Annotated in this window: 12 protein-coding genes; 6 read left to right on the top strand and 6 right to left on the bottom strand. The window is 68.9% G+C overall.

Annotated features, from left to right (window positions below; all coding sequences use genetic code 11):
- Nucleotides 1-128: 128 nt before the first annotated feature.
- The 6 genes from ASG51_RS09240 to ASG51_RS09215 all read right to left on the bottom strand — a co-directional run bounded on the left by ASG51_RS09240 (nucleotide 129) and on the right by ASG51_RS09215 (nucleotide 6,995).
- Nucleotides 129-1,019, bottom strand: coding sequence for an ABC transporter permease (locus tag ASG51_RS09240; protein ID WP_056380391.1), 891 nt, complete (start codon nucleotides 1,017-1,019; stop codon nucleotides 129-131).
- Nucleotides 1,020-1,021: 2 nt separating this feature from the next.
- Nucleotides 1,022-1,972, bottom strand: a complete 951-nt coding sequence (locus ASG51_RS09235; protein WP_056221366.1) for an ABC transporter permease — start codon at nucleotides 1,970-1,972, stop codon at nucleotides 1,022-1,024.
- A gap of 70 nt (nucleotides 1,973-2,042) precedes the next feature.
- Entirely contained in the window at nucleotides 2,043-3,317 is a 1,275-nt protein-coding gene (locus tag ASG51_RS09230; RefSeq protein WP_056221369.1) for an extracellular solute-binding protein, read from the bottom strand.
- Between the two features lie 29 nt (nucleotides 3,318-3,346).
- Entirely contained in the window at nucleotides 3,347-4,339 is a 993-nt protein-coding gene (locus tag ASG51_RS09225; protein WP_056221372.1) for an ABC transporter ATP-binding protein, read from the bottom strand.
- 123 nt (nucleotides 4,340-4,462) lie between these two features.
- A complete protein-coding gene (hydA, locus tag ASG51_RS09220; RefSeq protein WP_056380389.1) occupies nucleotides 4,463-5,884 on the bottom strand; it encodes a dihydropyrimidinase in 1,422 nt (473 codons plus the stop codon).
- A 4-nt stretch (nucleotides 5,885-5,888) separates the two neighbouring features.
- A complete protein-coding gene (locus ASG51_RS09215) occupies nucleotides 5,889-6,995 on the bottom strand; it encodes a ring-opening amidohydrolase (protein ID WP_056380387.1) in 1,107 nt (368 codons plus the stop codon).
- Nucleotides 6,996-7,383: 388 nt separating this feature from the next.
- Here ASG51_RS09215 and ASG51_RS09210 point away from each other — a divergent pair, with 388 nt between their 5' ends.
- The 6 genes from ASG51_RS09210 to ASG51_RS09185 are packed head-to-tail and all read left to right on the top strand — an operon-like array spanning nucleotide 7,384 to nucleotide 13,641.
- Nucleotides 7,384-8,637 (top strand): ABC transporter substrate-binding protein, encoded by a 1,254-nt coding sequence (locus tag ASG51_RS09210; RefSeq protein ID WP_056380385.1) that lies wholly within the window; start codon nucleotides 7,384-7,386, stop codon nucleotides 8,635-8,637.
- A gap of 8 nt (nucleotides 8,638-8,645) precedes the next feature.
- On the top strand, nucleotides 8,646-9,518 hold the full coding sequence (locus ASG51_RS09205; protein ID WP_056380383.1) for a branched-chain amino acid ABC transporter permease: 873 nt from the start codon (nucleotides 8,646-8,648) through the stop codon (nucleotides 9,516-9,518).
- Nucleotides 9,515-10,606: an urea ABC transporter gene (locus ASG51_RS09200; protein ID WP_056221387.1), complete on the top strand. Its 1,092-nt coding sequence runs from the start codon at nucleotides 9,515-9,517 to the stop codon at nucleotides 10,604-10,606. The genes ASG51_RS09205 and ASG51_RS09200 overlap by 4 nt, the downstream gene beginning before the upstream one ends.
- Nucleotides 10,603-11,346, top strand: coding sequence for an ATP-binding cassette domain-containing protein (locus ASG51_RS09195; protein ID WP_056221390.1), 744 nt, complete (start codon nucleotides 10,603-10,605; stop codon nucleotides 11,344-11,346). Before ASG51_RS09200 ends, ASG51_RS09195 begins: the two co-directional genes overlap by 4 nt.
- The gene (locus tag ASG51_RS09190) at nucleotides 11,343-12,056 is read left to right on the top strand and encodes an ABC transporter ATP-binding protein (protein ID WP_056380382.1); all 714 of its coding nucleotides are present in this window, start codon (nucleotides 11,343-11,345) and stop codon (nucleotides 12,054-12,056) included. Before ASG51_RS09195 ends, ASG51_RS09190 begins: the two co-directional genes overlap by 4 nt.
- A 40-nt stretch (nucleotides 12,057-12,096) precedes the next feature.
- Nucleotides 12,097-13,641, top strand: a complete 1,545-nt coding sequence (locus ASG51_RS09185) for an amidase (protein WP_056350142.1) — start codon at nucleotides 12,097-12,099, stop codon at nucleotides 13,639-13,641.
- The last annotated feature ends 417 nt before the right edge of the window (nucleotides 13,642-14,058 follow it).

Here is a 14,058-nt window from a genome sequence, read left to right as displayed (position 1 = left end):
ATTGCGGGGGGGGAGGGTGGTCGCGGAGCGACCGGGAGAGGCGGCGACAGGTCCGGATCACGCGCATCCCTCATCCGACCCGCTGACGCGGGCCACCTTCTCCCGCAAAGGTGAGAAGGAAGCGGGGCTCACCCGAGCCGCAGCCCAGCCTTCGCCTTGCGCCGCTGCAGGTACAGGCTCGTCCCCAGCGCCAGTCCGATCACCGCAAGGGACAGGCCGGTGGTGAGGGTACCGAGCGCGTAGATCTCCGGCGTGGTCACGGTGGTGGTCAGGCCCTGCAGCTCCAGTGGCAGGGTGTTGCGGCCGCCGATGGCCTGGCTGGTGCGGGCGAGCTCGTCGAAGGACAGGGTGAAGCCGAACAACGCGACGCCGACCAGCGAGGGGCCGAGGATCGGCACCACCACGTGACGCAGGGTCTGAGACCCGGTGGCGCCGAGGTCGCGGGCGGCCTCCTCGTAGGCCGGGTCGAACCGGTTGAAGACCGCGAACATGATCAGGAGGCCGAAGGGCAGAGTCCAGGTGAGGTGGGCGCCCAGCGCCGAGGTGTAGAGCCCCATCAGGGTACCGTGCTCCTGCAGCCAGCCCCATCCGGTCTCGGCGGCGGCCCATTTCACCGCCTCGTCGAGAAGCCGGAATTCCAACCCGATGCCGAGCGAGACCACGATCGAGGGGACGATCAGGCTCGCGACCGCAAGGGTGAACAGCGCGCCCTCGCCGCGAAAGCGCTTGCGGAAGGCGAGGCCGGCGAAGAACGCGATGACGACGGTGAGCCCCATCACCACGAGGCCAAGTCGCAGGGAGCGCCAGAGGGCGCCCCAGATGTCGACAATCCCGGGCCCGGCCCAGAGCTTGCCGAACCAGTGCGTCGAGACCCCGTTCATCGGGAAGGTGAGGCCCCCCTGCGGCCCCTGGAAGCTGAGGACGAGGATGGTCAGCGTCGGCCCGTACAGGAAGGCCACGAAGAGGGCGAAGAACGCCGCCAGGGCGTAGAAGGCCGGGGAGCGGGGGCGGTCGCTCACGTCTAGAGTTCCTTCCGCAAGTCAATGAGCCGGGTCATGGCCACGATCATCAGCATCACGGCGCCCAGCAGGACCACCGCGTTGGCCGCGGCCGCCGGCAGCTGCAGGGCCGACATCTGGACCTGGATGACCTTGCCGACCGAGGCGATCTGCTGGCCGCCCATGACGCCGACGGTGACGAAGTCGCCCATCACCAGGGTCACCACGAAGATCGACCCGATGGCGATGCCGGGCTTGGCCAGGGGCACCACCACGTTCCAGAGGGTCTGCCAGCCGGTGGCGCCGGAATCATAGGCCGCCTCGATCAGCGACCGGTCGATGCGCGCCATGCTGTTGAAGATCGGCACGATCATGAAGACCGTGTTGAGGTGCACGAAGGCGAGCACCACCGAGAAGTCGGAATAGAGCAGGCCCTCGATGGGCGTCTTGATCAGTCCCATCCCCATCAGGGTGTCGTTGACGAGGCCGTTGCGGCCCAGCAGCGGGATCCAGGAGATCATCCGGATCACGTTCGAGGTCCAGAACGGAATTGTGCAGACGAGGAACAGCGCCATCTGCATGGTGCGCGAGCGGACGTGGAAGGCGACGAAGTAGGCCACCGTGAAGCCGATCCCCAGGGTGAAGGCCCAGGTCAGCGCGCAGAATTTCAGGGTCGAGAGGTAGGTCCGCACGGTGGTGCAGGCATCCGCCGTGTTGAGGCAGCCCTCGAACACGTCGATGTAATTCTGCACCGTGAAGGCGGGAATGATCTCGTACTCGTTGTACTCCCAGAAGCTGACGATCAGGGTCAGGCCCAGGGGCACCACGAAGAACACCAGGAAGACGAGCGCCATCGGCGCGGCCTGGAGGTAGGCCAGCGCCTGCCGGCGGCGGGTCCTCGTCGTAAGGCTGGCGGCGGGGGCCTTGGCGGGCGGCGCCTCCGTCACGGCGGCCGGAAGGGCGATGTCGGTCATGGCGCAACCCTCGTGACAGGCGAAACCCTCCCCCCCTCTGCGGGGGAGGGCGTTCGCATCGTCGCCCCGCTTACGCGGCGATGAACTCGTTCCACTTGCGGACCATGTAGGTGTTCTCGTCCATCACGGCGTTCCAGCAGGCGACGCTGCCCATGCGGGTCTCGAAAGAGCCGCCGTCGCGGGTGGCGCCGGCCTTCTCCAGCACGCTGCCGTCCGGTCCCTTGATGTCCTTCTCGGCGGGCTTGCCCTCCATCCAGTACGCCCACTCGTAGGGCTCCATGTGCGCCTTGGCCGTCTCCAGCACGGCCGAGTAGTAGCCCTGTCGGTTGAGGTAGGCGCCGGCCCAGCCGGAGAGGAACCAGTTGATGAAGTCGTAGGCCGCATCCAGCTTGCGGCCCGTCAGGGTCTTGGGCAGGCCGAAGCCGGTGGCCCAGGCCCGGTAGCCCTCCTTGAGGGGCTGGTAGGTGCAGGCCACGCCCTGGCTGCGGACCTTGGTGACGGCGGGCGACCACATCGACTGGATCACGGTCTCGCCCGATGCCATCAGGTTCACGGATTCGTTGAAGTCCTGCCAGAAGGCGCGGAACTGACCGGCGCGCTTGGCCTCGATCAGCAGCTTGATGGTGCGATCGATCTCGGCCTTCGTCATGTTGCCCTTGTCGGGATAGGTGTAGTCGCCCGTGGCCTCGATCACCATGGCGGCATCCATGATGCCGATGGAGGGGATGTTGAGGATCGAGGCCTTCCCCTTGAATTCGGGGTTCAGGAGTTCCTTCCAGCTCGCGATCGGGCGTTTGATCAGGTCCGGGCGGATGCCGAGGGTGTCGGCGTTGTAGGTGGTGGGGATCAGGGTGATCCACTCGGTGGGCGAACCCGCGAAGGTCTTCGCGTTTTGCCCCTCGAGATAGAAGACCTTCTTGGGCGCCGTGCCCTGGTCGCCGATCGTCTTGCCCCCGACCTGGCCCTTGGTGAAGACCGGAGTGATGTTGTCGGCCTGCTTGATCCGACGGGCATCCATGCCCTGGATGTTGCCCGAGGGGATAAGCTTCTTCAGACTGAAGAACTCGGTGTCGAGGAGGTCGAAGGAATTCGGCTGCGTCACCACGCGCTTGGTCACCTCGTCGGTGACGACGGGGATGTACTCGATGGTGATCCCGAGATCCTCCTTCACCTTGCGGGCGATGTCGCCGGACTGGTTCACGGCGGTGCCGAGGTAGCGCAGGGTCACGGGTTCGGCCGCGATCACGTTGGGAAAGCCGGTGATCGGACCGGCGCCGAGGGCCAGTCCGGTGGCACCCGCGCCCTGGAGCAGGGTGCGGCGGCTCAGCTTGATCGTGGTCGTCATGCAGGCTCCTCTGAGGAAACGCGGTCGGGTCAGGCGCTCAGGCGATGGGCGGCGTCGGCGTCCCAGCCCAGCGGCACGGTCTGGCCGAGGGCGAGGGGGGCGCCCGCATAGGCCGCGTCATCGATCACCGCCGTCAGCGCGGTGGCGGGTCCTCCGCCGAGGCCGTCGGCCGCGAAGCCCACATGCACGCTGGTGCCCTGGTACTCCACCGAGACGACGCGGGCCGGCACCGCGTCCGGGCCGGCTTGCGCGCCGAGGCGCATCCGGTCGGCGCGCACCGCCACCTCGCTCGCGTCGGCCAGGCGGATGACGTTGTGGCCGCCGATGAAGCGGGCGACGAAGGCGGTGGCCGGGCGTTCGAACACGGTGCGGGGGGCGGCCGCCTGCTCGATGCGTCCACCATTCATCACCACCACGAGGTCGGAGAGCGCCATCGCCTCCTCCTGGCTGTGGGTGACGTGGATGAAGGTGATGCCGAGTTCGGCCTGCAGCCGCTTCAGCTCGGTCCGCATCCGCACCCTCAGGAACGGATCGAGGGCCGAGAGCGGCTCGTCGAGGAGCAGGACCTTGGGTCCGGTGACCAGCGCGCGGGCGAGCGCCACGCGCTGCTGCTGGCCACCGGAGAGTTGCGCCGGCAAGCGCTCCGCCAGATGGGCCATCTGAACGAGGTCGAGCATCGCCAGCGCCTTGGCGCGGCGCTCGGCCTTCGCGATGCCCCGCATCTTCAGGCTGAAGGCGACGTTGTCGCGGCAATTCAGGTGGGGAAACAGGGCGTAGCTCTGGAACATCATCGCCGTGCCGCGCTCGGCCGGCGTGGCATCTCCCACGGAGCGCGGGCCGATGACCACGTCGCCGCCGGACACGGTCTCGTGGCCGCCGATCATCCGAAGGGTGGTGGTCTTCCCGCAGCCCGAGGGGCCGAGCAGGCAGCAATAGGCGCCCGAGCGCACCTTCAGATCGATGCCGTCCACGGCGGTCGTGTGGCCGTAGCGCTTGGTCAGGCGGATCAGCTCGACGTCCATGCGTTGTCTCCCCGCCCGATCCCCAGCAAGGGACGGGCCAGACGATCCCCGTTTCGCCACCCAAACCGTCTCCGGTCGACCGCAACCGGGCTGGCGCGCGCCGCCCGGGGGCGGCCGGCCGGATCAGACGGCAGTCCCCGGCCCCGGCGTCCGGTCGAGGACCCGTCCGCGCCCGGGCGGCCCGGTCACCCGCCCATCCTCGGCGACGACCTCGCCCCGCGCGAGGGTCATCACCGGCCAGCCCGTCACGGAAAACCCCTCCCAGGGGGTGTAGTCCGCCCCGTGGTGGAGGTTGGCCTGCCGGATCGTCTCGCGGCGGTTCGGGTCCCACAGCGTCAGGTCGGCGTCGAAGCCGATTCCGATCGAGCCCTTACGCGGGTAGAGCCCATAGAGCTTGGCGTGGTTGGTGGCGGTGAGTTCCACGAAGCGATTGAGGGAGATGCGCCCCGCCGAGACGCCTTCCGAGAACAGGATGGGCAGACGGGTCTCGATGCCCGGGATGCCGTTGGGCACCCAGCGGAAGGAGGTCCGGCCCTTCGGATTCAGCTTGCCGGCGGGATCGTCGTAGCGGAAGGGGCAATGGTCGGAGGAGACCACGTCGAACAATCCGGTCTGGATCCCGCGCCAGATCGCGGCCTGGTTGGAGGCCTCCCGCGGCGGTGGCGAGCAGACGTATTTCGCCCCGGCCATCGGGTCGTCGGAGCCGAGGCCCTTCATGTGGTCGGCGGTCAGGGTCAGGTATTGCGGGCAGGTCTCGGCGTGGATCTTCAGGCCGCGCTCCCGGCCCCAGGCGATCTGCTCCATGGCCTGCTGGCCCGAGACGTGGACGATGACGATCGGCAGGTCGACGAGCTCGGCGTGGCTGATGGCCCGGTGCGCCGCCTCGCGCTCGACCACCTGCGGCCGGGACAGGGCATGTCCGAAGGGGCGCGTCTCGCCGGCCTTCTCCAGACGCTCGGTCATGTAGCGGATGGCGTCGTAGCCCTCCGCATGGACCATGACGCGCGCGCCCTCCCGCCGCGCCAGGTCGAACACGTCGAGGATCTGGCGGTCGTTCAGGACGAGGTCGTCATAGGTCATAAATACTTTGAAGGAGGTGTAACCCTCCGCGATCAGGGCTGGCAGCTCCTGGCCGAGCACCGCCGGCGTCGGGTCCGAGACGATGAGGTGGATGGCGACATCGATGTGGCACTGCCCCTCCGCCAGCGCCCGGTAGGCATGGGTCGCCGCGCGGAGCGACGCGCCGCGAGGCTGGAGCGCGAAGGGCATCACGCAGGTGTTTCCGCCGGCGGCCGCCGCGCGGGTCGCGGAGGCGAAGTCGTCCGCCATGACGATGCCGGGGCCGGACGCCTGCGCGATGTGGACGTGGCTGTCGATGCCCCCGGGCAGGACGAGGAGGCCGGAGGCGTCGATCGTGCGGGCCGCATCGGCGATCCGCTCGCCGATCGCCGCGATGCGGCCGCCGCGGATGCCGAGATCGGCGGCGAACGTGTCGGTGGCGGTGACCAGCGTGCCGCCCCGGATGGCGAGGTCGAAGTCGGGCATGGCGTCAGTCCCTCACACGGGCGATGATCGCCACCGGGCCGCCGCCGTCCGGTCCCTGATGCTCGGCACCGCCCGAGACGAACAGATCGGTGCGCCCGATCGCGGCGGCGGCGACCCCGCCCACGAGGGCGCGGGCGTGCCGGGTGGCGTTGATGTCGCTGTCGTCGTTCATGATGTGGCGCCGGCCCCGGATCAGCCCGTCATGCGAGGGCTCAGCCTTGGCGAGCAGGGCGACCACGCGCTCCGACATCCCGGGAGCCAGCTGACCCGACGAGGAAAACCCGAGATCCGCCAGGACACCCTGGATCGCGTCGAAATCGATGCCGTCGCGCATGACCCGGTGGGCGATGGCGTGGGGGCCGGACCAGCCGGGGGCATTGCCCAGGACGATGACCTCATTGCGCATCAGCTCGATGCCGGCTGACGCACTGGCGCGCCCGGAATAGAGGTTGCGCCGCGTGCCGATGGCCGCGTCCGAAAGCTCTTCGCCCGAGACTTCGCCCAGGGCCAGGGCGATGCCCAGCGCCGAGGCGCCCCGCGACAGACCCATGGAGGCGTAGGTGTCGTAGGTGGCCACGCCCTGCCCACGTTCGGCGGCCTCCTGGATGCGGGCGCTGGTGAGGAGCGGGCACTTCACCTGCACGAGGTGGACGTCCTCCGGATCGTCGAGCCCGGCCTGGGCCATGGCTTCGCCGACCGCCGTGGCCGTCGCCCGCACCTGTGCCATCCGGCCGATCGCCTCGGGGCGGAAATCGGCCGTGAAGGCGGTGCCGATCGCCAGCGCCGACGCACCTTCGGCCTCGGGACCATCGCGGCGCGCCAGCACGAGGAGGTGGGGAGAGAGCCCGCCCTCGGTGCCGCCCGACATGACCAGGGCGACCCGTGCGCCGACCGCCGCGGGCGTGCAGCCCATCGCGCCGGCGAGGGCGGTCTCCAGCGCCATCACGGCGAGCGGGCGGGTGAAGTCGTTGACGCAGCCGTTGCCCTCGGTCTTGCCAAAGATCGCCACGATCTCGTCCGCCGCCACGGCGCCGGCGGCGATGAGGTCCATCACCCCCGAGACGTCGGCGGGATGCCGGGTCGGCACGCGGAAGACGAGGCATTCGGGCATGGCGGGTTCGCGTCTGGATGAGAGGACGGGCCAAGCTAGGCCGCGCGTCCGGCCCGTGCGAGTGCTGGTTTGCGCACGCCGCGCTCCCGAACGGGCAACGGTCGGGATGGACCGAACGGTACGGCTCTTGCCGGGCCGGGGGCGACAAGGTGGTCGATGGCAGCGCGACCCGGTTTGGAGCTGCACGATTTGTGGCTTTCTGCCCCCGAGGGTGGCGCTCAATTGTCCGATCTGACCAAGCGGACGGCAATCGCGCCCTCGATCGACGGCGATGACCGATCTGTGGGTTTTGTTGGCATTGCTTTTGCCAAGCTGGGTTTCGCGAGGCCCTGACAGCGTCCGGCGGCGGACACGGCCTCCCGCCGGCAATCCTGAGGAGCACGAACGCATGACAGACCCGACGATCAGCCGGCGCGGCGCGCTCAAGCTCGGCACGGCCGCCGCGGCGGGCGCCCTCGCGACGCCGTTCCTCGCCCGCCACGGCCTCGCCGCCGAGGAACCGATCAAGCTCGGGAGCCTCCTCGACGGCAGCGGCGCCCTCGGCCTCGAGGGCAAGCGGATGATCGAGACCACCGAATACGCGGTGGAACTGATCAACAAGGCCGGCGGCCTCCTCGGACGGCCGATCAAGATCATCGCCTACGACACCCAGTCGAGCATGCAGCTCTACACGCAGTACGCCCAGCAACTCGCACTGAAGGAGAAGGTCGACGTCATCCAGGGTGGCATCACATCGGCCTCGCGCGAGGCGATTCGGCCGATCTTCGGCCGGTCCAAGACCCTGTACTTCTACAACACCCAATACGAGGGCGGCGTCTGCGACCGCAACGTGTTCTGCACCGGCACGACGCCGGCCCAGACCGTGAATCACCTCGTCGACTATGCGCTGAAGACCTGGGGGAAGAAGGCCTACATCATCGCGGCCGACTACAATTACGGCCATATCACCGCGAGCTGGATGACGAAGTTCATGAAGGAGGGCGGCGGCTCGGTCGCCGGCACCGACTTCTTCCCCCTCGACGTGACGAATTTCTCCTCCGCGATCAGCCGAATCCAGCAGGCCCAGCCCGACCTCGTGCTCTCGGCCCTGGTGGGCGCCAACCATTCGGGCTTCTACCGCCAGTGGGACGCCGCCGGGATGAAGGGCCGGATTCCCGTGGCTTCCTCGGTCTTCGGGCTCGGCGACGAACTCACCACCATGGATGCTTCGACCACCACCGGCATCGTCACCTGCTACGGCTGGTACAACGACCTGCCCGACGCCCGGAGCGTCGCGTTCGTCAAGGGGATGCAGGCCAAGTTCGGCGCCAACGTCACCGACCTCAGCGAACTCGACACCGCCACCTACGACGGCATCATGCTCTGGGCCGCGGGGGTGAAGAAGGCCGGCTCCCTCGACCGCGACAAGGTCATCGCCGCCCTGGAATCCGGCATCTCCTACGAGGGTCCGACCGGCAAGGTGACCATGGACGGGGCGACCCACCATACCATCCGCAACACCTACCTCGCCCGGCCCAAGGACAAGAAGTGGGAGATCCTCGCGAGCTTCCCGGAACAGTTCCCCGCCGACACGGCCGGCGCCTGCGACCTCCTGAAGAATCCGAAGACCAACAAGCAGTTCACCCCCGACCTGAAGGGTTGAGGGTGAGCATGGCGCCCGATCTCGTCGGCCTCCTCGCCTTCAACGTCCTGGCGGGCATCGCGACACTCGCGCTGATCACCCTCGGCCTCGGGGTCATCTACGGAATGATGCGGATCATCAACCTCGCCCATGGCGAGTTCATGATGCTCGGCGCCTACACGGCGGTGGCAGCCTCCGATGCCGGCCTCAACATCTGGGTCGCCATGCTGGTGCTGCCGCCCCTCGTGGTCGGCCTCATCGGCCTCGTCCTCGAGCGCACCGTCATCCGCTTCCTCTACGGGCGCATGATGGACACGATGCTGGCGACCTGGGGGATCAGCCTCGGGTTGATCGGCCTCGTCACGTCGATCTACGGCAACGTGGTCCGGGGCGTGTCTACGCCGGTCGGGAGCTTCGAAATCGGGCGCTACGGCGCGAGCCTCTACAGCCTGGTCATCGTGGCGGTGGCCTGCGCGGCCCTGGCTGGCCTTTACCTGCTCCTGCGCCTGACGAGGTTCGGGCTGATCCTGCGGGCGACGATGCAGAACCCGCGCATGGCGGCCTCCCTGGGGGTTTCGCCGGACCGGATCTACATGGCGACCTTCGCCCTCGGGGCCAGCCTGGCGGGTCTCGCCGGCGGCGTGCTCGCACCGATCTCCGGCATCTCGCCGGCCATGGGGGCGGCCTACATCTCGCGCGCCTTCATCACGGTGCTGGGCGGCGGCCCGGCGATCCTCACCGGCACGGGTCTCGCCTCGACCCTGTTCGGGGTCATCAACGAGCTTGTCTCGTTCAAGACCACCCCCGTCATCGGCGACGTGGCCCTTCTGGTCGCCGCAGTCCTGCTCATCCGCGTGCTGCCCCAGGGCATCACCGGCCGCTACCTGAGGCGCAGCCTATGACCCGTCCCCCGTCGCCGCTCCGAGCCCTGGTCCGTCCGGCGGCCCTGAGCTTCCTCGCCATGGTCGCCTCGGGCCTCGTCATCCTGTTCGGAGCCCCCCACCTCCTCGACACCTTTGGCCTCGTGCAGATGACCGGCTTCGTGGCCATGGCGATGTTCGCCCTCAGCCAGGGCTTCATCTGGGGCTATGGCGGCGTGATGTCGTTCGGGCAGGCCGCCTTCCTGGGCCTCGGCGGCTACGCCTACGCCGTCGCGGTCCTGAACCTCGGTGACTCGACCCTGCCGGTTCTGCTCGCCATCGTGGTGCCGATGCTGTTCGCGGGATTGCTCGGCTACTTCATGTTCTACGGCCGAATCTCGGACGCCTATATCGGGGTGATCACCCTGACGGTCTCGGTGATCCTGTTCCAGCTCGTGAACACCACCTCGGGCAGCCAGTACCGGATCGGCGAGGCCGAACTCGGCGGCTTCAACGGCATCCCGGCCATCCCGGCCCTCAACCTGCCGGGCGATGCCGGCAACCCGCTCGACCCCGAGGGGATCTGGTATGCCGCGATGGGGAGCCTCATCCTCGTCTACGTGGTCCTGCGCGCCATCCTGGCGAGCCGGTTCGGCCGCGTGGTCGTGGCGATCCGCGAGAACGAGACCCGGGCGCAGCTCATCGGCTACGATCCGCGCCTTTACAAGCTCCTGGCCTTCATGATCTCGGCCGGCATCGCGGGCCTCGGTGGCTGCCTGTTCGCGAATTGGGGCGGCTTCATCAGCCCCACGGTCTTCGGCCTCACCATGTCGGCCCAGGTGATCATCTTCGTTCTCGTCGGCGGACTCGGCACCCTGCTCGGCCCGATCCTCGGGGCGGTACTGATCCAGTGGCTGACCATCGAGGCCGGCGCCCAGAGCCTCATCGATTCCAACCTCGGCCTCGGCGCGATCCTGGTCACCTTCGTGCTGCTGATCCCGCAGGGTCTGGTGCCGGTGGCCCGCAACCTCTTCCTGCGCCTCGGCACGGCGCTCATCGGCCGGCGGATGCGGGCCAAGCCCCTCGGGCCCGCCCCGGGCGCGGCCCTGGCCGGGGAGGTTCGTCGATGAGCGTGTCCCCCGCGGCGAAACCCCTCCGCCCCCTGCTGGAAGCCAAGGGCGCCACCATGCGCTTCGGCGGCGTCACCGCCGTCAACGCGGTCGACTTCGTCCTCGGGGAGGTGGAGCTGCGCTGCCTCATCGGTCCGAACGGCGCGGGAAAGAGCACCTTCTTCAAGATGCTCACCGGCCAGCTCACGGCGAGCGCCGGGCGCATCCACTTCCGCGACACCGACATCACGGCCGCGCACCCGCACGAGATCGCCCGCCTCGGGGTCGGCATCAAGACGCAGGTTCCCAACGTCTTCAACGGCCTGTCGGTGCGCGAGAACGTCTTCGTCGCGGCGGGCCGCAAGAAGTCGCTCGCCCGCACCCGCGCCATCGTCGAGGAGACGCTGACCCGCCTCAAGCTCACCGAGATCGCCACCCGCCTCGTCGGGCAGCTCGCCCACGGCCAGCGTCAATGGGTCGAGATCGCCACGGTCCTGGCCCAGGAGCCGGAGCTGATCCTCCTCGACGAGCCCGCCGCCGGGATGACGAAGGAGGAGGTCGAGCGCACCGCCGCCCTCATCCGCGAGATCAACCGCACCCATGCGGTCATCGTGGTGGAGCACGACATGCCGTTCATCCGGATGATCGCCAAGACCGTGACCGTGTTCAACCAGGGCCGCATCCTGATCGAGGGCGATGTCGACACGGTACTGTCCGACGCCCGCGTCCGCGACGTCTATCTGGGCAAGCAGGCCGCATGACCGCTCCCCTCCTCGCCGTCGACGACCTGCATTCCGGCTACGGCCGCATCCCGATCCTCGGCGGCGTGTCGCTGCAGGTGAACGAGGGCGCGTTCGTCGGCATCCTCGGCCATAACGGCATGGGCAAGTCGACCCTGCTGCGGACGCTCACCGGCAACCTGCCCGCCACGGCCGGATCGATCACCTTCGACGGGCGCGACATCACCCGGCTCTCCCCGACCGCCCGGGCCCGGGCCGGCATCGGCTACGTGCCGCAGGGGCGCGAGATCTTTCCGGCGCTCAGCGTCCACGAGAACCTGCGGATGGGCTGCCTTCTGTCGCGCGACAGGGAGGAGGCGGTGATCGCCGACATCCTCACCCTGTTCCCGCGCCTGAAGGCCTATCTCGACCGGCCGGGCGGCGCCCTCTCGGGGGGCGAACAGCAATTGCTGGCCCTGGCCCGCTGCCTCTGCGGGGCCCCCCGCATCATCCTCCTCGACGAGCCCACCGAGGGCATCCAGCCCTCGATCATCGAGGAGATCATCGAGACGCTCCAGGCGATCGGCCGGCAACGGGGCCTCGCGGTGCTGCTGGTGGAGCAGAACCTGAACTTCATCGCGTCGCTCTCGCAGCGCGTGCTGATCCTGCAGAAGGGCTGCATCACCCGCGAGGTCCCGCCCGATGTCGCCCGCGACCGGGCGATGATCGACGAGTTCGTCGGCATGGCCTGAGGGCCACACCCCCGTTTTTTCCAGTCAGGAGACGTCCGGCATGGATGCCACGACACGCAGCCCCTTCGACGTGGTCGAGATGACCCTGGCCGATGCGGCCGACGCCTTTGCCAGCGGTGTGACCTCCGAGGCGCTGACGCAGGCCTTCCTCGATCGCATCGCGGCGCACAACCCGCACTACAACGCCCTCATCGTCATGAACCCGGACGCCCTGGCCGATGCCCGCGCCATCGATGTCCGGCGCGCGGCCGGCGAGGCCCTGGGGCCGCTGGCCGGCGTGCCCGTGGTGATCAAGGACCCGATGGACATGGCCGGGCTGCCGACCACCGCCGGCTGGCACTTCCTGAGCGCCCGGACCGGCGGCGTCGACCTCATCCCGGAGACCGACTCGCCCGTGGTGGCGCGGATGCGGGCCGCCGGCTGCGTCATGCTCGGCAAGACCAACGTGCCGGTGCTGAGCGCTACCGGCAGCCACGCCAACGACAGCTGGGCCGGCCCGACCTTGAACGCGGCCGCGCCCGAGAGCCTGCCCGGCGGCAGCAGCGCCGGGACGGCGACTGCCGTCGGCGCCAGCTTCGCGGTGCTGGGCCTCGCCGAGGAAACGGGCGGGTCGATCCAGAATCCCGCTTCGGCGCAGGGGCTGGTCGGCATCAAGCCGACCTTCGCCCTGGTGCCCAATGCCGGCGTGGTGCCGCTCGCCGGCAGCACCCGCGACGTGGTCGGTCCCATCGCCCGCTGCGTACGCGACGCCGCGCTGACCCTCGACGTGCTGGCAGGCTACACCCCCGCGGATCCGAAGACCGTGGCGGGCATCGGCAAGCGCCCGCGGGGCGGCTACACCGCCCACCTCGACACCGGAGCGCTGAAGGGCAAGCGCCTCGGCCTGTTCGGACCGGGCTGGCGCGACCTGCCGCTCTCCCCGGAGGCGGGCACGCTCTATGCCCGCGCACAGGACGAGATCGCCGCCCGCGGCGCCACGCTGGTGGCCGATCCCTTCGCCGGGACCGGCTTCGCGGCGTTGGGCCGCCCCACGCCGGGCCTGAATCACTTCGATGCCCGCGGCATGGAATCGGTCCCCTACGACCTGCACCTCTATCTGCAGCGCCTTGGCCCGAGCGCCGCCATCCGCAGCGTCGAGGCCTTCGCCGCGGCCACCGAGGCCGAGGACGCCTTCGGCCCCATCGGCGTGCTGCGCTACCTGCATGCCATCCCGGCCTTCGCGCCGATCCTCGCCAACCCGACCGTGCCACCGGATCTCTCCGCCTTCCTCACCCTGCGGGAGGCCTACCTGGCGATCTTCGACGCGGTGATGGACGCGAGCGGCCTCGACGGCCTCGTCTTCCCGCAGATGCGGAACGAACTTCCGCCCCTTCACGGCGACGAGGCGATCAACGAGACCACGGTGTGCGAGATCAACATCGCCGGATTGCCCGGCGTGACGGTCCCGGCCGGATTCTACGCCTCGGGGTCGCCGTTCAACCTGATCTTCGTCGGCCGGATGTGGAGCGAGGCCGACCTCCTCGGCTTCGCCTACGACTACGAACAGGCGACGCGTCACCGCCGCGCTCCCGACCTGGTCGGCTGAGGCTCGGACGCCGGTATCCCGCGGGCAGGACTGCCCAATCGATCGGCAAACGGCCCCGGCAATGAGCAGTAAAGCCACAGAAACCACAAAACCCAGATTTCCCGGTTGACCCACCTCGCCAGTCGCGGCGTAATCGAAACGCGGAACGTTTTCCTTGGGAATTCCGGCAGACATACGCGTCGGGCGACGTGCGGACCATGCCGGGGTGGGGGTTCGATTGCATCCGGCGATGCCGCAGGATTTCGGGAAACGACCTGTGTCTGTGGTTTTTGACCGACCGGTCACACGCGCCGACGGCGCAAGGCGAGATTCGATGCATCATTCCAGTTGCAGGACAACGCGAACGAGCATGGGATACCGGATGCCGCGTCCGCATTCCCGCGCGACCGCGGCCACAGATCACCGTTATCATCGGGT

The organism is Methylobacterium sp. Leaf465, assembly GCF_001424705.1.
Lineage (GTDB): Bacteria > Pseudomonadota > Alphaproteobacteria > Rhizobiales > Beijerinckiaceae > Methylobacterium.
This window is presented reverse-complemented; position numbering and strand designations above follow the sequence as displayed.

Coding starts and splice junctions, on each gene's coding strand:
- ASG51_RS09195 (WP_056221390.1), top strand. CDS start 10,603: ATGAGCGTGTCCCCCGCGGCGAAACCCCTCCGCCCCCTGCTGGAAGCC.
- ASG51_RS09215 (WP_056380387.1), bottom strand. CDS start 6,995: ATGCCCGAATGCCTCGTCTTCCGCGTGCCGACCCGGCATCCCGCCGAC.
- ASG51_RS09200 (WP_056221387.1), top strand. CDS start 9,515: ATGACCCGTCCCCCGTCGCCGCTCCGAGCCCTGGTCCGTCCGGCGGCC.
- ASG51_RS09185 (WP_056350142.1), top strand. CDS start 12,097: ATGGATGCCACGACACGCAGCCCCTTCGACGTGGTCGAGATGACCCTG.
- ASG51_RS09225 (WP_056221372.1), bottom strand. CDS start 4,339: ATGGACGTCGAGCTGATCCGCCTGACCAAGCGCTACGGCCACACGACC.
- ASG51_RS09205 (WP_056380383.1), top strand. CDS start 8,646: ATGGCGCCCGATCTCGTCGGCCTCCTCGCCTTCAACGTCCTGGCGGGC.
- hydA (WP_056380389.1), bottom strand. CDS start 5,884: ATGCCCGACTTCGACCTCGCCATCCGGGGCGGCACGCTGGTCACCGCC.
- ASG51_RS09210 (WP_056380385.1), top strand. CDS start 7,384: ATGACAGACCCGACGATCAGCCGGCGCGGCGCGCTCAAGCTCGGCACG.
- ASG51_RS09235 (WP_056221366.1), bottom strand. CDS start 1,972: ATGACCGACATCGCCCTTCCGGCCGCCGTGACGGAGGCGCCGCCCGCC.
- ASG51_RS09190 (WP_056380382.1), top strand. CDS start 11,343: ATGACCGCTCCCCTCCTCGCCGTCGACGACCTGCATTCCGGCTACGGC.
- ASG51_RS09230 (WP_056221369.1), bottom strand. CDS start 3,317: ATGACGACCACGATCAAGCTGAGCCGCCGCACCCTGCTCCAGGGCGCG.